The sequence below is a fragment of the Microbacterium sp. EG9 genome (genome assembly GCF_059759475.1).
The window spans coordinates 409,714-427,861 of sequence record NZ_CM186217.1; the positions used below are offsets into that span (position 1 = coordinate 409,714).

Below are 18,148 nucleotides of genomic sequence, written 5' to 3' on the forward strand. Positions count from 1 at the left end.
CGTGGGACATGTCGGAGATCGGGAACGGCGCCCGCGCAGGCGGCTGAGCGTGCAGTCGCGTCTGCTGATCATGCTGTTGGCGGTGGGCATCGTCTCGGCCGGCGTCGTCGGCACGATCGGCTACATCAGTGGCCGCGACTCCCTCCAGGACGCGATCATCGACAAGCTGACCGCCGCGCGCGAGCTGCGCGCCGGTGAGGTCTCCGCGCTGATCGGCGAGATCCAGCGAGAGGCGTCGCTCGCGACCGACAACTCCAGTGCCCGCGAGGCGTCGATCGCCCTGAACGCGGGGTGGGCGGCGCTGGCGTCCGCGACGGTGACGCCGGCGGAGCGTGCGGCCGTGGAGGACTACTACCGCGGCTCCTTCCTCCCGGGGCTGGAGAAGCGGACGGGCGAGCAGTACACGGATGCCGCGTTCCTCCCGGACAGTGCCGCCGGCGCCTACTTGCAGTACTGGTACACGCGGCAGGGCGGCGGGTCCTCGGCATCCCTCGAGCTGAAGGATCCGGGTGACGGCAGCGCCTACAGCGCGGCGCACGCATCCGCGCAAGGCTACTTCGCGAATCTCGTCGAGACGGTCGGCTACCAGGATGTGCTGGTGATGAACCTCGACGCGGACGTGGTCTTCAGCACGTACAACACTCCCGCGCTCGGGACGAGCCTCGACGAGGGCCCGTTCCGCGACAGCAGACTCGCCGAGGGCTACCGGAAGGCGATGGCGACCAACTCGGTCGACACCGTCGTGACGACGGACATCGAGTCGTGGGCCCCGGCGCAGGGCGCGGCGACGATGTGGGTCGTCTCTCCCATCGGCGACGAGTCCGGTGTCACCGGGGCGATGGCCCTGCAGATCCCCGTGTCGTGGATCAACGACGTCACCACCGGGTACCAGCAGTGGACGACCCAGGGTCTGGGCGACACCGGCGAGGTGTACCTCGCCGGCACGGACGGCCTCATGCGGTCGAACTCGCGAGAGCTGATCGCCTCGCCGACGACGTACGCCCAGGGGGTGATCGCGAACGGGACCTCCGCCGCGGATGCCGAGCGCATCGTCGAGGTCGGCGACTCGACGATCCTGCAGAGCGTGGACCAGGAGCCCGTGCGCCGTGCGCTGGCGGGGCAGTCGGGAACGATGATCTCGGGGCAGTACATCGGCGCGGAGAGCATCACCGCCTACGGGCCGGCGAACATCGAAGGACTCGACTGGGTCGTGGTGGCTCGGATGGAGACGTCCGAAGCGTTCGCGCCGGTCGCCGACTTCACCCGCACGCTGCTGCTGTCGGTGCTGGGGCTGACTCTCGTCATCAGTGTGCTGTCGCTGCTGCTTGCGCAGGCGTTCACCGCGCCGCTGCGCCGGCTCGCGGAGGCGGTTCGCCGCGTGGCCGGTGGCGACTACGGTGTGCGGGTGGCGGTCGGCGGGGCCGACGAGATGGGCGAGCTGTCGCGCGACTTCAACGAGATGGCCGCGGGCCTGCAGATCAAGCAGGATCTCATCGACCGCCAGCGCGAGGAGAACGAGCGGCTCCTGCGCACCCTCATGCCGGACAGTCTCGCGGCGCGCTACCGCGAGGGCGAGCAGACGATCGCGGAGCAGCACGAGGACGTGGCCGTCGTGTACGCGGAGTTGATGGGTGTCGACGACTTCTCCCGCGCGCTCGACGGTCAGCAGGAGACCCACGCGCTCAACGAACTCATGCGTGGCTTCGAGGAGGCGGCGGAGCGCGTCGGCGTGGAGTCGGTGCGCACCCTTCGCGGCGGCTACCTCGCCAGCTGCGGGCTGACGATCCCGCGCGTGGACAACGCGCGTCGGGCCGTCGAGTTCGCCCTCGAGATGCACACGCACGTCCGACGGTTCAACGAGCGCACCGGATCGCGTCTGGAGCTTCGCGCCGGTGTCGACACCGGCGCGGTGACGAGCGGCCTCGTCGCCCGTTCGAGCCTCGCCTACGACCTCTGGGGCGACGCCGTCGACCTCGCCAGCCGCGTCCGACGCGCCGTGGATGCGCCGGGTGTGTACGTCAGCGACGCGGTGCACGACCGGGTGCACGGCCTCTGGGAGTTCACCGAGGTGGGTGCCGTGGACGCCTCCGGGCGGACGAGCGCGGTCTGGCGGGTCACGGAATGATCCCCGTGCTCGCCGAGGGGTGGGTGTGGTGGGCCGCCGCGCTCGCCGTCGGCGTTCCGCTGGTCCTCGTGGCGCTCACCGAGATCATCGGCGTGCTCCGCCGGCGTCGGAACCCGGCCGTGCGGCCGTTGCTCCTCCTGCGCAACGCGGTCGTCCCGGTGGCGGCCCTCGTCGCCCTGCTCGCGTTCGCGACACGGTCGGATCAGGACCTCATCTGGGTGAGGATCGTCGGCACGCTCCTCGGCTTCCTGCTGATCCTGCTCCTGCTGAGCGGTCTCAACGTCGCCCTCTTCTCGTCCGCGCGCGAAGGCACCTGGCGGGAGCGCGTGCCGACGATCTTCGTGGAGATCGTGCGGCTCGTGCTCGTCGTGGTCGGGCTCGCGATCCTCTTCCAGGTCGTCTGGAACGCCGACATCGAGGGCTTGATCGCGACCCTGGGCGTCACGTCCATCATCGTGGGCCTCGCCCTGCAGAACGCCGCCGGGGGCATCGTCTCGGGCCTGCTGGTGCTGTTCGAGCAGCCGTTCAAGCTCGGCGACTGGATCGACACCGGCGGGGCGGCGGGCCGGGTGGTCGAAGTCAACTGGCGTGCTCTTCACATCGACACCGGCTCGGGACTCCAGGTGATCCCCAACGCGACGCTCGCCGGGGCGTCCTTTCGCAATCTGAGCCGACCGGCCGGGCCGTTCACCGTCGTCGTCCCCGTCGTGTTCGCGCCGGGCGATGCGCCGCACGAGGTGGCGGCGCTGCTGCGCAGCACCGCCGACGATCTGCCGATGAGGCTGGCGGAGGTCCCCTCCGGCGTGCAGTACGGCGGCGCCGGCGCCTACACCGTGGAGATCCCGGTCGCCGCGCCGAGCCAGTCGGACGAGACCGTCGCGGCCTTTCTCGGACGCCTGTGGTACGCCGCACGGCGACACGGACTCGCCCTCGACAAGGTCGCACCCGATACGGCCGCGACCGAGAACCGGCTCCGCGCGGTGGTCGACGACGTCGCGCGCGCCCTCCACCTCGATGCGGAGCTGCACGAGGCGGCGCTCAGCGCGTGCCGGGTGGAGCAGTACGCGCCGGGGGAGTACCTGGGTCGTGCGGGGGTCGTGCCGTCCGCGGTGAGCTACCTCGTCGAGGGCGCGGCGCGGCTGACCGCCCCGACGCCGCGCGGCGAGGTCGCCTGCGGCGACCTCCGCGACGGCGAGTTCGTGGGAACCGCCGCCGTGACGCGCGAGCCGGCTCTCGTGACCGCCGTCGCCACGGCATCCACGACGGTGCTCGTGCTGCCCGCCGAGCTCATCGCCCGGATCATCCGCGCCCATCCCGTCTTCGCGTCCGAGCTCGGAGCCGACCTCGAGCTGCGGCGGGCCCAGGCGGCCCGCGCCGCCGGCGGCCGTGCCGGCGTCGCGCCGGCCTGATCCCGCGCGCCCGGCGGCGGGGCGGCCGGGGCGGCCGTCGCTGCCGTGTCCGATTTCCGCGAGCCGAGGGTACGGGGGCGTGTCAGGCTAGTCGTATGAGCCCCGTCGACGCCTCCGCCGCGATGACGTTCGACGAACGCTATCGCGCGATCGACGCGCGGGACGCGCGCTTCGACGGCCAGTTCGTGACGGCGGTGCGCTCGACCGGGATCTACTGCCGTCCGAGCTGCCCGGCGCGCACGCCGAAGGCGGCGAACGTCACCTTCTATCCCACCTCCGCCGCGGCGCACGAGGCCGGATACCGGGCGTGCAAGCGGTGCCTGCCCGAAGCGGCGCCCGGCTCCCCCGAATGGGACCTGCGCGGCGACGTCGCGGGCCGCGCGATGCGGCTGATCGCGGAGGGGATCGTCGAACGGGAGGGGGTGCCCGGGCTCGCGCGCCGGCTCGGCTACTCGCCGCGCCATCTCACCCGGCTGCTGACGGCCGAGCTGGGCGCCGGCCCTCTCGCGCTCGCACGCGCCCAGCGCGCCCACACGGCACGCCTGCTCCTGGTGTCGACGGATCTCGCCGCCGCGGACGTCGCCTTCTCGGCCGGATTCGCGAGCGTGCGCCAGTTCAACGACACCGTCCGGGAGGTCTTCGGGCTGACGCCGAGCGCCCTGCGCGCCCGCCGGCCCACGGCGGCCGGCGTGCCCGCCGCCGGAACGATCGATCTGCTGCTGCCGCATCGCGGCCCGCTCGACGCCTCCGGCCTCTTCGCCTGGATGCGGGCGCGCGCCGTCGACGGCATCGAGACGGCCGGTGCCGACTCGTTCGCGCGCGTGCTGCGTCTGGCGGGCGGTCCGGTCTGGTTCGCGATCCGTCTCGACGACACCGGGAGGGTGCGTCTCAGCGCCCGGCTCACCCACCTCGCCGACCTGCCCGTGCTCGTCGCGCGCGTGCGTCGGCTGTTCGACCTCGACGCCGATCCCCTCGCGGTCGATGCGGCCCTGTCCGCCCATGACGCCATCGCCCCGCTGGTCGAGGCCGTCCCCGGCATCCGCGTGCCGGGCGCCGCAGACCCGCACGAGATGCTCATCCGCGCCATGATCGGCCAGCAGATCTCGGTCGCGGCGGCGCGCACCGCGCTCACCGCGCTCACGGCGGCATTGGGAGAACGCGTCGATGCGCACGACGGCATGGACCGCCTGTTCCCGACGATGGCGGCCATCGCCGAGCACGGCGCCGATGTGCTGCGCGGCCCCGCGGCGCGCATCCGGGCGGTGACCGCGGCCGCGGCCACGCTGGCCGACGGCACGCTCGAGCTCACGCCCGGTGACGACGGCGCCGAGCAACGTGCGGCGCTGCTCGCCCGCCCCGGCATCGGGCCGTGGACCGCCGACTACGTGCGCATGCGCGTGCTCGGCGATCCCGACATCACGCTGCCGGGAGACGTCGCGGTCCGCGCGGGCGCCGCAGCCGTCGGCATCCCCTCCGACCCCCGCGGCTACGACGCCTGGGCGACGCGGGCCGCCCCCTGGCGCAGCTACCTGACCGCCCACCTGTGGCGGGCGTCGGTTCCCACGGCCGCGCCCGGCCCGGCCCGCACATCCCCCGAACGGAGCACCCCATGACCGCCACCCGCCACAGCGCCACCCTGCAGACGGTCGACACGCCGGACGGGCCCTTCACGCTGCTCGCCGACGACCGCGGCCGCGTACTGGCCAGCGGGTGGACCGCCGAGCCGGCGGACGTGCTGCACCGGCTGGCCTCGCCGCCGAGCGACGTGCGAGAGGGACGGACGGATGCCGCGGCCGCGGTCGCCGCCTATTACGACGGCGACCTCGCGGCCATCGACGAGGTGGCCGTCGCGCAGACCGGCACCGCCCTGCAGCTCGACGGCTGGGCGGCGCTGCGCCGCATCGCCCCGGGCAGCCCGCTCACCTATGCGGAGTTCGCGGCCGCTCTGGGCCGCCCGAGCGCCGTGCGCGCCGCGGCATCCATCTGCGCCCGCAACGCTCCCGCCCTGTTCGTGCCGTGCCACCGCGTGCTGCGCACCGGCGGCGCCCTCGGCGGTTTCGCGTGGGGCCTGGATGTGAAGCGGGCCCTGCTCGCCCGCGAATCCGCGGCCTGATCGGAAGACCGCCCTTGCGGCGGGGCGAGAGGTCGGCATAGGCTGGAGGGCTGTCGCGCCCCTGTCGCCGCACGGGCGGCGCGCGGTCCCCGTTCACCGACTCCCTGGAGGAAGCCATGTCCACGGCCATCGTCACCACGAAGCCCGCCTTCCTCCGTCCCTCGGCCGTCGCCCCGCGCGCGTTCGAGGCCGCCGGAGTCGGCCGGGGATAACGCGCCGCGCCTCCTCCTTCGGCGGCATCGTCCCGCCGCGCGTTCTCTCCGACAGGGCCCCGTCTCGTCCTGCCGCGCCGCTGTGCGCCCTCCGTCACTCATCGCCGACCCGTGACCTCGGCATCCGCTCCACCCCTTCGCAAGGATCATGACCTCCTCCTCCGAGCACCTCGAGCCCGTCGAGCGCCTGTCCACCGTCCGCGCCCTCGCCCGGCTGTACCCCTTCGCCAAACCCGTCCTGCCACGCCTGATCCTGGGCGCCGTCAGCGCCCTCGTCGCGAGCCTGCTCGCCCTGTCGATCCCGCTCGTGCTCGAAGTGCTCGTGCAGGGCCCGATCGCCGCCGGTGCCTCCAGCGCCGGCGACCGCAGCCAGCTCGTCTGGGGCGCCGCGATCATCCTCGTGCTCGGCCTGCTCGAGGCCGTCATGGTGTGGCTGCGGCGCTGGTTCGTGCTGGCGCCGTCGACCAAGGTCGAGTACGACCTGCGCACGAGCTTCTACGAGCGGCTGCAGCGCCTGCCGGTCGCGTTCCACGACCGGTGGCAGTCGGGCCAGCTGCTGTCGCGCATGATGCAGGACATCAGCATGCTGCGCCGCTGGATGGCCTTCGGCATCGTGCTGCTCGTCGTCAACCTGCTGACCATCCTCGTCGGCATGGCGCTGCTCTTCCGCTGGCACTGGGCGCTCGGCGTCACGTTCCTCATCGTGTGCGCCCCCCTCTGGTACGCCGGCTACCGGTTCGAGAAGACGTACGGCACCCTCGCGCGCCAGAGCCAGGACCAGGCCGGCGACCTCGCCACCAGCGTCGAGGAGAGCGTGCACGGCATCCGCGTGCTGAAGGCCTTCGGGCGGGGGAAGCACGCCCTGCAGAAGTTCACCCGGCAGGCCGAGACGCTGCGCGAGACCGAGCTGAGCAAGGCGCGCGCCGTCGGCTGGATCTGGTTCTGGCTGGTGCTGCTGCCGGAGATCGCGTTCGCCCTGTGCCTCGGCGTCGGCATCGTGCTGCAGCAGCTCGGCCAGCTGTCGATCGCCGAGCTCGTGGCCTTCTTCGCCATGGCGACGGTGCTCCGCTGGCCCATGGAGTCGATCGGCTTCCTCTTCTCGTTCCTGCTCGACGCGCGCACGGCGAGCGATCGCATCTTCGAGGTCTTCGACGAGGAGAACACGATCACCGACGCCGCGGCCCCCGTCGTGCTGGGCTCGTCGCGCGGCGCGCTCGCGTTCGAGGGGGTCCACTTCCGCTACCAGGATGCCGGGGACGGCGAGCGCGACCTCCTCGACGGCATCGACCTGACGCTCGTGCCGGGGGAGACCATGGCCCTCGTCGGCCTCACCGGTTCGGGCAAGACGACGCTCACGACGCTGCCGGCCCGCCTGTACGACGTGACCGGCGGACGCGTGACGCTCGACGGCGTGGACGTCCGCGACCTCACCCTCACGGAGCTGCGCACGCATGTGGGGATGGCGTTCGAGGACTCGACGCTCTTCTCGCAGACGGTGCGCGAGAACGTGCTGCTCGGCCGCGAGGACCTGGCCGCGGGAAGCCCCGAGGCCGAGGCGGTGCTGCGCGAAGCGCTCGCCGTCGCGCAGGCCGGCTTCGTCGAGGACCTGCCCGACGGGGTCGACACGGTCATCGGCGAGGAGGGGCTGTCGCTGTCCGGTGGACAGCGCCAGCGGCTCGCGCTCGCCCGGGCCATCGCGGCCCGCCCGGCCGTGCTGGTGCTCGACGACCCCCTGTCGGCGCTCGACGTCGACACCGAGGCGCTCGTCGAGGACGCCCTCCGCGAGGTCATGGCCGACACCACGACGCTCGTCATCGCCCATCGGCCGTCGACCGTGATGCTCGCCGATCGGGTCGCGCTCCTCGAGGAGGGCCGCATCACGGCCGTCGGCACCCACGCCGAGCTGCTGCGCACGAGCGAGCACTACCGGCACGTCATCTCGAGTCTGGAAGACGCCGAGGAACAGAACACCCGCCTGCGGGAGACGGAGGTGAACCGATGAGCTCAACGGGAGGCACGGCGTCCGTCGCCGGCACCACCGGTGAAGACCGCTCGGACTACACGCGCGCCGAGTCGCGCTCGATCCGCCAGCGCTCGCTGCGCCTGCTGGGCTCGCTCGTCGACCCGCTGCGGTGGCAGCTCGTGCTGGCGCTGGCCGTGCTCGTCGTCTCCACGGCGCTGCGCGTCGCGGGCCCCGCGCTGATCGCGTACGGCCTGAACACGGCGCTGCCGCAGGCCATGCAGGATGCCGACTGGATGCCGACGATCGTCATCGTCGCCGTCTACCTCCTCGCCGGCATCGGCGGGGCGGCGCTCATCGGCTGGTACGCGGTCGTGGCCGCGCGGCTGACGCAGGCGGTCATGCTCGACCTGCGCACCCGCATCTTCCTGCACACCCAGCGGCTCAGCCTGGAGTTCCACGAGTCGTACACGTCGGGCCGCATCATCTCGCGCCAGACGAGCGACCTCGACTCCATCCGCGAGCTGCTCGACGGCGGGCTCAACGAGCTCGTCTCGGGCGTGCTCTACGGCGCGTTCACGCTGATCGCGCTGCTGCTGCTGGACTGGCAGTCGGGCGTCATCCTCGCCGTCGCGGGCATCCCGCTGTACCTGCTGATGCGCTGGTTCTACCGCAACTCGCAGCGTGCATACCGGGAGTCGCGCGTGGTCAGCGCCAAGGTGATCGTGAAGTTCGTCGAGACGATGACCGGCATCCGCGCCGTGAAGGCCTTCCGCAAGGAGCCTCGCAACGACGAGGAGTTCGGCGACCTCTCGGGACAGTACCGCGACGTCAACATGCGCTCGCTCCGGCTGTTCGGCACGTTCGAGCCGGGGATGATGGCGGTCTCGGCCTTCGCCGTCGCAGGCGTGCTCCTCTGGGGCGGTCTGCGGGTGGTCGACGGGACCCTGCTCGTGGGCACCCTGCTGGCCGCCGTCCTGTACGTGCGGAACTTCTTCTCGCCGCTGCAGGAGGTCGCCATGTTCCTGAACTCCTACCAGTCGGCCACGGCCGCGCTGGAGAAGGTGTCGGGCGTGCTGGAGGAGGAGCCGACCGTTCCCGACCCCGTGCGTCCGGTCGACCTCTGGAAGGCGTCCGGTCACGTGGAGTTCCGCGACGTCGTGTTCGGCTACGCGGACGACCGCACGATCCTGCCGCACTTCTCGCTCGACATCCCCGCCGGGCAGACGATCGCCCTGGTCGGCACGACGGGCGCCGGCAAGTCGACGCTCGCGAAGCTCGTGTCGCGGTTCTACGACCCGTCGCACGGCGCGGTCACGCTCGACGGCGTCGACCTGCGGTCGCTGCATCCGAAGGACCTCCGTCGCGCGATCGTGATGGTGACGCAGGAGGCGTACCTGTTCAGCGGTACCGTCGCCGACAACATCGCGCTCGGCAAGCCCGACGCGACGTTCGAGGAGATCCGGGCTGCGGCCCGCGCGGTGGGCGCCGACACGTTCATCGAGCGGCTGCCCGACGGGTACGACACCGACGTCAACAAGCGCGGCGGCCGGGTGTCGGCCGGACAGCGTCAGCTGATCTCGTTCGCCCGCGCGTTCCTCGCCGATCCCGCGGTGCTCATCCTGGACGAGGCCACGGCGTCGCTCGACATCCCGAGCGAGCGTCAGATCCAGTCGGCGCTGCAGACGCTGTTGGCCGATCGCACCGCGATCATCATCGCCCACCGGCTGTCGACCGTGTCGATCGCCGACCGGGTGCTCGTGATGGAGCACGGCCGCATCATCGAGGATGACACCCCGGCGGAGCTGATCGCCGGCACGGGCAAGTTCGCCCAGCTGCACAGCGCCTGGAAGCAGTCGCTCGTCTGACCCCCGCCGGTTTCGGCGATGGCCAACAGAATCGGATGCTGCGCGTCGCGGCATCCGATTCTGTTGCGCTGCTCCGAATCCGGTGCGGGCTGGGCTGGGCTGGGCGCCCTGCCGCAGATTCGGAGGAGTGCAGCCGGTGGCGGCGGGGTGTCAGCGCGCGAGGTGAAGGCCCTGCGCGACCGCGCGGAGGATCGCGGCCTCCACGCGGGGCCACTGATGCACGACCTCGGCGTAGGTGAAGCGCAGCACGGTGTACCCGCGCGCCGTGAGCTCGCGGTCGTGGCTCAGGTCTCGGCCCCGATCGGCGGCCGAGGAATGGAAGGCGAAGCCGTCCAGCTGCGCGACGAGTCGCTCGCCGATGAGGCCGTCGACGTGGTGTCCGAGCAGCAGCACCTGCTGGCGGACGTCGAGGCCGATCCCACATATCCGCGAGACGAAGAGCGTCTCGAGGCCGGAATCGCTGAGGCCCGTGACCTCCGCCGCCAGTCGCCGCGCATCGGGCGTGCGCCAGCGGTAGCGCCGCAGCACGTCCGGGTCGAGCCGTTCGCGGCGTACGGCGGACTCCCACACGACGAGCGCATCTTCGTGGGGCAGACACCGGGCGAGGTGCGCCAGCGCGTCGGGAACCGACTCGACGAGCACGTGCGGGTGCGACGGCACCAGCGGCGTATCCCAGTGGACGACCACGCCGTCCCCGTCGCGCTCGTCGGGTCGAGGGCGCTGCGCGTGGGCGGGCACGTGCAGGTGCGGACCCGTCGGGATCTCCGGCGGCAGCCACCAGCCGCGGTGGCGAGCCGCCGACACGCAGGCCACCCGCGCACTGACCTCCGCCGCGTGCACGAGCGCGGCCGGGGCCGCGTCCGTGGACACCCAGAAGCGGCGCACGCGGCGCACCTCGCCCGCCGTGATGGCCGCTCGCAGCGTGGTGGGGCGGATGCCGGCATCCAGCACGGCTCGCCGATGCACGATGCCGCCACCCGCCTCCACCAGCTCTCGGATCCCCACGGTCCGAGCCTGCCCGCCCGCACGCCTCCGCACGCCGATCCGCGCGCTGTCGTGCACAACTCGCCGGACCGCCACGGCTGGGGAGGAGCCGACGCGCCCGCAGCGGATGCGGAGGACGTGAACAGATGCGGATGCTGCGGCCCACAGCATCCGCATCTGTCGCCATTGTCCGAATCCGCGAACGCGAACGCGCGAACCCGAACACCCGACGGCCGGGTCAGGGGGTCGGCGCGTCCAGGTCGACCTCGAACGTCTGGCGGCGACCGTCGGGGGCGGTGACGACGACCTCCCGCGTCCCGGAGCCGCCCGCGAACACGCGCAGCTCGAGACCGTCGAGGTAGTCGTAGTCCGGCCGGTCCTCGCGCGCGCCCCACGGCAGCACCGCGCCCGGCCGCACGTACAGCGGCAGGGAATCGAACCCGTGGGTCTCGCGCCGCCACCGCCCGCCGCTCACGCGCTCGCCGCTCAGCAGCGAGGTCCACTCGCCGTCGGGCAGGTAGAACTCCACCTCCCCGTCCGCCGACATCACGGGCGCGACCAGCAGCGACGGGCCCAGCATGTACTGGCGGTCGAGGTAGGCGACGGCCGGGTCGCCCGGGAACTCCAGCGCCAGGGGTCGCAGCAGCGGGATGCCGGTGCGCGCCGCGTCGACGCCGAGCTGATGCAGATACGGCATGAGCCGCATCTTGAGGTGGGTGAAGCGGCGCGTCACCGCCACGGCCTCCTCGTCGAAGGCCCACGGCACGCGGTAGGAGTCCGACCCGTGGAAGCGCGAGTGCGAGCTGAGCAGACCGAACGCCGTCCACCTCTTGAACACGGCGGCATCGGGTGTGCCCTCGAAACCGCCGATGTCGTGGCTCCAGTACGCGAAGCCGCTCATCGCGAGCGAGAGACCTCCGCGCAGCGTCTCGGCCATCGAGGTGAAGGTCGAGGTCGAGTCACCGCCCCAGTGCACCGGCATGCTCTGTCCTCCCGCCGTGGCGGAACGGGCGAACAGCACGGCCTCGCCCTCGCCGCGGGTGGCGACCAGCACGTCGTGGACGGCCCGGTTGTACAGCTCGGTGTAGAGGTTGTGCATGCGCTGCGGGTCGCTGCCGTCGGCCCACACCACGTCGGTGGGGATGCGCTCGCCGAAGTCCGTCTTGAAGCAGTCGACGCCCTGGGCGATCAGCGCCCGCAGCTTCTCCTGATACCACGCGGTCGCAGCGGGGTTCGTGAAGTCGACCAGCCCCATGCCGGCCTGCCAGAGGTCCCACTGCCAGATCGAGCCGTCCGCGCGGCGCACGAGGTAGCCGGCATCCGCCGCTTCGCGAAACAGGGGCGAGCGCTGCGCGATGTAGGGGTTGATCCAGACGCACACGCGCAGCTCGCGCTCGTGGAGCCGCGCGAGCATGCCGTCGGGGTCGGGGAACACGCGGGCATCCCACTCGAAGTCGCACCAGTTGAACTCGCGCATCCAGAAGCAGTCGAAGTGGAACACCGACACCGGCAGCTCGCGGGCCGCCATCTCGTCGATGAACGAGGTGATGGTCGCCTCGTCGTAGGCGGTGGTGAAACTCGTCGACAGCCACAGGCCGTACGACCATGCCGGTACCACGGGCGGCCGGCCGGTGAGGGCCGTGTAGCGGCGCAGCACGTCGGCGGGCGTCGGCCCTGCGATCACGAAGTACTCCAGCACCTCGCCGGGCACCGAGAACTGCACCCGCTCGACGGCTTCCGACCCCACCTCGAACGACACGTGGCCGGGGTCGTTGACGAGCACGCCGTAGCCGCGGGTGGTGAGATAGAACGGCACGTTCTTGTAGGCCTGCTCGCTCGAGGTGCCCCCGTCGGCGTTCCAGATGTCGACCGTCTGCCCGTTCTTCACCAGCGGGCCGAAGCGCTCGCCGAGGCCGTAGACGAGCTCGCCGACACCGAGCTCCAGCTGTTCGTGCACGTAGGCGGGGGCGGTGTCCGTGCGCTGCCCGGCCCGGGCGTTGCCGACGATGCCGGTGTCGACCTGAGCGTCGGAGGCCACCCGCAGATAGCCCTGGGATTTGTGGCCGCTGCCGGTGACCCGGCGGCCGTCGACCTCGAAGGAGAGGTCCCACGGGGCGCCGGCCCCGACGCGAGCGGTGAGGATGCCGGCGCGGACGAGACCTTCGGTCTCCGTGATCTCGACGCGGTCGGCCGACCCGCCGGCACCCGGCATCGGGAAGCCACCGTGCCACGCGGCGCCGGTGTGGTGCGCGATCCGCACGCGGATCACCCCTTCGGCGGGCGAGGAGAGGGTCGTGGTCAGCACGGGCCGGTTGAGCACGTCGCCGCGCCGCGCGATGACCGCGGTGGGCGCGGTGACCATCAGCCCGGGGCCGTCGGGGGTGTCGGCGATCTGCCACAGGTCGTACGCCTCCTGCGCGTAGAGCGCGCTGACTCCGGGGCGCAGCTGCCAGAACCCGTCGGTGAACTTCATTACTTGACTGCTCCTGCCGTGATGCCCCGGGTGAGGGTGCGTTGGAAGATGAGGAAGAAGATGAGCGTCGGGATGATGCCCAGCAGGGCCGACGCGCTGGTCGTGGTCACGTCCATGAGGCGGTCGCCCTGGAGCACGCTGATCGCCACCGGCACGGTCTGGTTCGCGTTCGAGGCGAGGAACGTCAGCGGGATGAGGAACTCGTTCCACGTCCAGATGAAGAAGAAGATGAGCAGCACCGACAGCGTGGGACGGCTGATCGGGAAGACGACGCGCCACAGGATCGTCCAGCGTCCGGCGCCGTCGAGGGATGCCGCCTCCAGCACCTCCTTGGGGAAGGTGCCGTACACCGACGACAGCAGGTAGGTGCCGAACGCGGCCTGGACGACCGTGAAGATGATGATCACCGACCACACGTTGTCGTAGAGGCCGACCGACTTGAACATGTAGTACAGCGGGTAGAGCAGGGCCTCCTGGGGGAGCAGGTTCGCCAGCAGGAACAGCAGCACGATCCAGGTGCGGCCGCGGACGCGGCCGATGCCGATCGCGAACGCGTTGAGCATCGAGATCAGCACCGCGAGCACGGCGACCACCCCGGAGATGAAGAGGGAGTTCCAGACCTTCTGCGGGAAGTTGACCCGCTCCCAGAACTTGGTGATGCCGGTGAAGTCGAGGGCGTGCGGCAGGGCGAGCGGACCCGAGTTCGCGTAGTCGGTCGGCGACTTGAACGAGTTGACCAGCACGAGGTAGAACGGCGCGATCACCAGGAGGGCGCCGACAGCGACCAGCACGAGCATCAGCCAGTCGACTCCGCGTTTGGTGACCATGCCGCCGCGTCCGCGCGGGGCGCGTCGGGGACGGATCGCGGTCGTGAGTACGGTTCCGGCAGCCATCACAGGCCCGCCCTTTCCTTGCGTTCGAGGGAGTTCTGCACCCGGATGAAGACGATCGACACGATGACGACGACGATCGTCAGCACCGTCGCGATGGTGGCGCCGTAGCCGACGTCGCGCTTGGTGAAGAACTCCTGGTAGGCGTAGTACGACGGCACGAGGGTGGCGCCGGCGGGGCCGCCGCGGGTGATGACGTAGACCGGACCGAACACCTTCAGCGCCGCGATCGTGCAGGTGAGGGTGACGACGAAGATCTCCGGACGGATGATGCTGACGGTGATGGACGCGAAGCGCTGGAACCAGTTGGCGCCGTCGAGCTCGGCGGCCTCGTACAGCTCGGGATCGACCCGCTGCAGCGCCGCCATGAACACGACCACGGGATAGCCGATCTGCACCCACACCAGCACCACCATGAGCACGATGAGCGCGGAGGGCATCTGGCCCAGCCAGTCGACGGGGGCGATGCCGACGGCGGCCAGCAGCTGGTTGAGGGCGCCGTCGGCGCCCGGCCGCACGATCCAGCCGATCACGATGCCGGCGACGGCCACCGGCAGGATCTGCGGGAGGTAGTAGGTCGCGCGCAGGAAGCTGCCGACCCGGCCGCCGAACTTGCGTCCGACGACGTCGAACAGGAGCGCGGCGACGATCAGGCCGACGATCGTCGGCACGATCACCATGGCGATGACCATCCACACGGAGTTGAGGAAGGAGGTCCAGAACGCGTCGTCGCCGACGAGCTTGATCCAGTTGTCGACGCCGATGAACTCCGGTGCGCGCACCCCCTTCCAGCTCGTGAAGGTGAGGTAGACGTTCCACACCAGCGGGACGATGACGATGACCAGCAGCAGGACGAAGCCGGGCAGCAGGTACAGCCAGTACCCGCCGCGTCCGCCTCCGCGCTGGGGGATGGCGGGTTCGTCGTCGACGACCGGGGTGCGCCGAGAGCGTGTTGTGAGCGACATGCGGTGCTTTCGTTCGGGAGCGGGGGTGGGGGCGGCACGAGGCCGCCCCCACCGGTCGGTCAGCGGTAGTCCGCGGTGCCCTCGTCGTAGGCCTTGCCGAGGTTCGCGTTGGTGGTCGCGGCATCCTGCGTTCCGGTGACGAGGCCCTGGAGCTGCTGGACGATCACGTCGTAGAAGCCCGGAGCCGGCCAGTCGGGGTAGAAGGAGAGGCCGTCCTGGTCGAGGACGCCGTTGAAGACCGAGATGAGCTCCTGGCTCTTCGGGTCGGTGATGTCCTTCGGATCGGCAGCGACGGGCAGGCCGCCGTTGTTGCCGATGATCGCCTGGATCTCCGGTCGCATCGTGATGTCGATGAACGTGTAGGCGAGGTCCTTGTTCTTCGCGTTCTCCGGAACCACCCACAGATTGCCCGACGAGCCGAGCGACAGCTTCGAGCCCGGGAAGGCCTGCATCGTCCAGTCGAACCCGGTGGCCTGCTCGGTGAAGCGTCCGTACCACCACGAGCCCGACACGAAGATGGGGGAGGTGCCGTTGATAAAGGACACCCCGGCATCCTCGGCCTTGATCGAGGAGACGTCCTTGGCGATGTAGCCCTTGGCGACGTATTCCTTGAGGGTGTCGCTGGCGTAGGTCGTCTCGGCGCCCTGCCAGTCGACCGGGTTCTTGTAGAGCTGGTAGTCGTTCACCCAGTCGCGGTCGCCGTGGGACAGCGCCAGCTGGTACCAGAGCTGGCCGAGCGGGTACTCCGCGCCGGCCTCGGCGAGCGGGGTGATGCCCTTCGCCACGAACGCGTCGAGCACCTTGACGAACTCGTCGTACGTGGTGGGGATCTCCAGCCCCGCCGCGGCGAAGGCGTCCTTGTTGTAGTAGACGCCGACGAACTCGCCGTAGTTGGGCACGCCGTACCAGGTGTCGCCGCCCATGACGCCCTTGTCGGTGTACTTCGCGGTCGTCTGCAGCGAGGGAGCGAGCTTGTCGGCCCACCCGTACTTCGCCACGGCGTCGGAGATGTCGCTGATCAGTCCCGTCGACGCGAGGAAGCCGGCGGTCGCGTTGCCCTTGTTGAACTCCATGACATCGGGCGCGGCATCCGTGTCGAGCACCTGGCTGGCCGTCTTCTGGATCTGCTCGAACGACTTCTCCTCGAACTCGACCTTGGCGCCGGTCTCCTTCTCGAAGACGTCGATGGCCTCGGCCCATGCCTTGCCCATCGCGCTGTCGGCGCCCTCGTAATGCCAGAGCTTGAGGGTCTGGCCGGCGCCGTCGGTGCTGCCTGTGCCGGTGTCGCCGGAGGAGGAGCAGGCGCTGATGCTCAGCGCCGCGGCGGTGAGGATGACGGCGGCGGTCAGTGCCCGCGTCCGCCCTGTGATTCGTGCCATCGTCGGCACTCCTTTCGGTGGGCCGCCATCGGCCCGGTCTGTGATTGCGGTGTTCAGTTGCCGGTGTTCAGTTGCGGGTCAGGAGGTGAAGTCTGTCGAAGCGCTTCGATGAACGGCGAACGAAAGCGCGTCCGAGGAAGCGGTCACGCGTGCGGGGGAGTCGTCACCGAGCCCGCGTCGCGGTACACGGGTGCGAGCAGGTGGATGCCGGCGGGCCGGCGCGGGTCGTCGATCCGCGCCAGCGCGAGGTCGACGGCGAGATCGCACGACGCCTCGGGGATCAGCGGGATGGTGTCGAGCTGGGTCGGCAGCTTCGTGGTGTCGAAGGATGCCGCGATCGAGACGATCGAGACGTCCGCGCCCACCTCCGCCCCGCGCTCGGCGAGGGCGGTGAGCACGGCGCCGTGCATGTCGTCGACGCCGTGCAGCAGCAGTGCGGTCGCACCGGCGTCGAGCGCGTCGTTCACGGCCGCGCGCACCGCCTCGGCATCCGTGACGACCTCGCCCGTCGTCGCGAACGAGTGCTCGAGCGCCCGGTGCGCCGCATGCTCGGCGACGGCGCGGCGGACGCGGGGAGGGAAGTTGGACAGTCGGTAGGTGCTCGCCGGCTGGCCGATGAGGGCGATGCGGCGGTGGCCCGCGTCGGCCACGCGGTCGACGGCGAGTCGTGCGGCCGCCTCGAAATCGAGGTCGACGCAGTCCAGGCCCTCGTGGTCGTCGGGGATGCCGATGAACACCGTCGGCGTGGTGATCGAGCGGGCGATGGCGACCCGCTCGTCGTCGGGTGCGACGTCGAGCACGAGGATCGCGTCGACGAGACCCGAGGCCGTCACCCGCTGCATGCCGGCCGAGGCCTGCTGGTCGGTGAGGAGCAGGATGTCGTAGTCGTGGCGGCGCGCCGCGACGGCCGCCGCCAGCACGAAGGACATGTGCGTCGGCGCGTGGGTCTCGCGCCGCAGCGGCTCGGTGAGCGCGAAGATGTGGGTGAGGCGACCCGCCAGCATGCGGGCTCCGGCGTTCGGGGCGTACCCGAGCCGGTGTGCGGCGTCGATGACGCGGCGGCGCGTGTCAGGGGAGATGGGGCGCTTGCCGCTCAGCGCGTAGGACACGGTGCTGATGGACACGCCGGCGGCCGCAGCCACCTCGTCGATGCGTGCCATGCCGACTCCTCTGTCGTATCGAAGCGCTTCGAGCGAAGCTGGAGATCACGATAGAGCCCTCCGCGTCATCGACGCAAGAGGTTTGTGGATATTGGCAACAAACGGTGACGTGCGAACGACGCGGGCGCCTACAGGCGGATCTCGGCGACGACCTCGCCGAACTCGGTCTCATCGACCGGAGTGAATCCCACGCGACGGAAGAACGCGTCGGGGCCGCCCTGGCCCTCTTCGTAGATCACGTGCACGTGGTCCATTCCGCGGGCGCGGGCCTCCTCGAGAAGCTGCTCCACCGCGAAGCGGCCGACGCCCCGACCCTGGTCGTCGGCGTCGACGTTGATGCGCCAGAGTACGGAGCGGAAGTGCTCGTGCAGCGCGTCGGGATCGAAGTTCGCGCTGACGAAGCCGACGACCTCGTCGCCGTCGAGCACCACCCGCTGCCACGCGGTGCTCGGATTGGCCACCGTCCCGGCGACGGCGTAGCTCGTGGGGGCGAGGTACTGCTCCTGACCCGGCTTGAGCGACATGGTGTTCACCGCCACGATGGTGGCGGCCGACAGTTCCTCGAGGCGCAGCTCGGTCATGTGATCAGGCTACCTCGCGCGCGGTCATG

The 18,148-nt window shown here is 70.9% G+C and carries 13 protein-coding genes; 6 read left to right on the forward strand and 7 right to left on the reverse strand.

Going from position 1 to position 18,148, the window contains the following annotated elements:
* Positions 1 to 49: 49 nt before the first annotated feature.
* The 6 genes from AC6CQV_RS01795 to AC6CQV_RS01820 all read left to right on the forward strand — a co-directional run bounded on the left by AC6CQV_RS01795 (position 50) and on the right by AC6CQV_RS01820 (position 9,687).
* Positions 50 to 2,125: an adenylate/guanylate cyclase domain-containing protein gene (locus tag AC6CQV_RS01795; protein WP_498260098.1), complete on the forward strand. Its 2,076-nt coding sequence runs from the start codon at positions 50 to 52 to the stop codon at positions 2,123 to 2,125.
* On the forward strand, positions 2,122 to 3,534 hold the full coding sequence (locus AC6CQV_RS01800) for a mechanosensitive ion channel domain-containing protein (RefSeq protein WP_498260099.1): 1,413 nt from the start codon (positions 2,122 to 2,124) through the stop codon (positions 3,532 to 3,534). Before AC6CQV_RS01795 ends, AC6CQV_RS01800 begins: the two co-directional genes overlap by 4 nt.
* A 95-nt stretch (positions 3,535 to 3,629) precedes the next feature.
* Positions 3,630 to 5,147 (forward strand): DNA-3-methyladenine glycosylase 2 family protein, encoded by a 1,518-nt coding sequence (locus AC6CQV_RS01805; protein WP_498260100.1) that lies wholly within the window; start codon positions 3,630 to 3,632, stop codon positions 5,145 to 5,147.
* Positions 5,144 to 5,647, forward strand: coding sequence for a methylated-DNA--[protein]-cysteine S-methyltransferase (locus tag AC6CQV_RS01810; protein ID WP_061781848.1), 504 nt, complete (start codon positions 5,144 to 5,146; stop codon positions 5,645 to 5,647). Before AC6CQV_RS01805 ends, AC6CQV_RS01810 begins: the two co-directional genes overlap by 4 nt.
* A gap of 360 nt (positions 5,648 to 6,007) precedes the next feature.
* A complete protein-coding gene (locus AC6CQV_RS01815) occupies positions 6,008 to 7,861 on the forward strand; it encodes an ABC transporter ATP-binding protein (RefSeq protein WP_498260101.1) in 1,854 nt (617 codons plus the stop codon).
* A complete protein-coding gene (locus AC6CQV_RS01820; protein WP_060960733.1) occupies positions 7,858 to 9,687 on the forward strand; it encodes an ABC transporter ATP-binding protein in 1,830 nt (609 codons plus the stop codon). The genes AC6CQV_RS01815 and AC6CQV_RS01820 overlap by 4 nt, the downstream gene beginning before the upstream one ends.
* Positions 9,688 to 9,837: 150 nt before the next feature.
* Here AC6CQV_RS01820 and AC6CQV_RS01825 read toward each other — a convergent pair whose 3' ends face one another.
* The 7 genes from AC6CQV_RS01825 to AC6CQV_RS01855 form a co-directional block, all read right to left on the reverse strand.
* The gene (locus AC6CQV_RS01825; RefSeq protein ID WP_498260102.1) at positions 9,838 to 10,692 is read right to left on the reverse strand and encodes a DUF559 domain-containing protein; all 855 of its coding nucleotides are present in this window, start codon (positions 10,690 to 10,692) and stop codon (positions 9,838 to 9,840) included.
* A gap of 217 nt (positions 10,693 to 10,909) precedes the next feature.
* A complete protein-coding gene (gene yicI / locus AC6CQV_RS01830; protein ID WP_498260103.1) occupies positions 10,910 to 13,144 on the reverse strand; it encodes an alpha-xylosidase in 2,235 nt (744 codons plus the stop codon).
* Positions 13,144 to 14,037, reverse strand: a complete 894-nt coding sequence (locus AC6CQV_RS01835; RefSeq protein ID WP_082734265.1) for a carbohydrate ABC transporter permease — start codon at positions 14,035 to 14,037, stop codon at positions 13,144 to 13,146. Before AC6CQV_RS01835 ends, yicI begins: the two co-directional genes overlap by 1 nt.
* Positions 14,037 to 14,999: a carbohydrate ABC transporter permease gene (locus AC6CQV_RS01840; protein ID WP_060960735.1), complete on the reverse strand. Its 963-nt coding sequence runs from the start codon at positions 14,997 to 14,999 to the stop codon at positions 14,037 to 14,039. The genes AC6CQV_RS01835 and AC6CQV_RS01840 overlap by 1 nt, the downstream gene beginning before the upstream one ends.
* A gap of 59 nt (positions 15,000 to 15,058) precedes the next feature.
* Positions 15,059 to 16,378, reverse strand: coding sequence for an ABC transporter substrate-binding protein (locus AC6CQV_RS01845; protein WP_498260104.1), 1,320 nt, complete (start codon positions 16,376 to 16,378; stop codon positions 15,059 to 15,061).
* A gap of 143 nt (positions 16,379 to 16,521) precedes the next feature.
* A complete protein-coding gene (locus tag AC6CQV_RS01850; protein ID WP_498260105.1) occupies positions 16,522 to 17,538 on the reverse strand; it encodes a LacI family DNA-binding transcriptional regulator in 1,017 nt (338 codons plus the stop codon).
* 128 nt (positions 17,539 to 17,666) lie between these two features.
* On the reverse strand, positions 17,667 to 18,119 hold the full coding sequence (locus tag AC6CQV_RS01855) for a GNAT family N-acetyltransferase (RefSeq protein ID WP_060960738.1): 453 nt from the start codon (positions 18,117 to 18,119) through the stop codon (positions 17,667 to 17,669).
* Positions 18,120 to 18,148: the final 29 nt, after the last annotated feature.

Excerpts from the sequence above, each read along its gene's own strand:
- AC6CQV_RS01805 (WP_498260100.1), top strand. The coding sequence starts at position 3,630 with ATGAGCCCCGTCGACGCCTCCGCCGCGATGACGTTCGACGAACGCTAT.
- AC6CQV_RS01810 (WP_061781848.1), top strand. The coding sequence starts at position 5,144 with ATGACCGCCACCCGCCACAGCGCCACCCTGCAGACGGTCGACACGCCG.
- AC6CQV_RS01840 (WP_060960735.1), bottom strand. The coding sequence starts at position 14,999 with ATGTCGCTCACAACACGCTCTCGGCGCACCCCGGTCGTCGACGACGAA.
- AC6CQV_RS01835 (WP_082734265.1), bottom strand. The coding sequence starts at position 14,037 with ATGGCTGCCGGAACCGTACTCACGACCGCGATCCGTCCCCGACGCGCC.
- AC6CQV_RS01855 (WP_060960738.1), bottom strand. The coding sequence starts at position 18,119 with ATGACCGAGCTGCGCCTCGAGGAACTGTCGGCCGCCACCATCGTGGCG.
- AC6CQV_RS01820 (WP_060960733.1), top strand. The coding sequence starts at position 7,858 with ATGAGCTCAACGGGAGGCACGGCGTCCGTCGCCGGCACCACCGGTGAA.
- AC6CQV_RS01815 (WP_498260101.1), top strand. The coding sequence starts at position 6,008 with ATGACCTCCTCCTCCGAGCACCTCGAGCCCGTCGAGCGCCTGTCCACC.
- yicI (WP_498260103.1), bottom strand. The coding sequence starts at position 13,144 with ATGAAGTTCACCGACGGGTTCTGGCAGCTGCGCCCCGGAGTCAGCGCG.
- AC6CQV_RS01800 (WP_498260099.1), top strand. The coding sequence starts at position 2,122 with ATGATCCCCGTGCTCGCCGAGGGGTGGGTGTGGTGGGCCGCCGCGCTC.
- AC6CQV_RS01850 (WP_498260105.1), bottom strand. The coding sequence starts at position 17,538 with ATGGCACGCATCGACGAGGTGGCTGCGGCCGCCGGCGTGTCCATCAGC.
- AC6CQV_RS01845 (WP_498260104.1), bottom strand. The coding sequence starts at position 16,378 with ATGGCACGAATCACAGGGCGGACGCGGGCACTGACCGCCGCCGTCATC.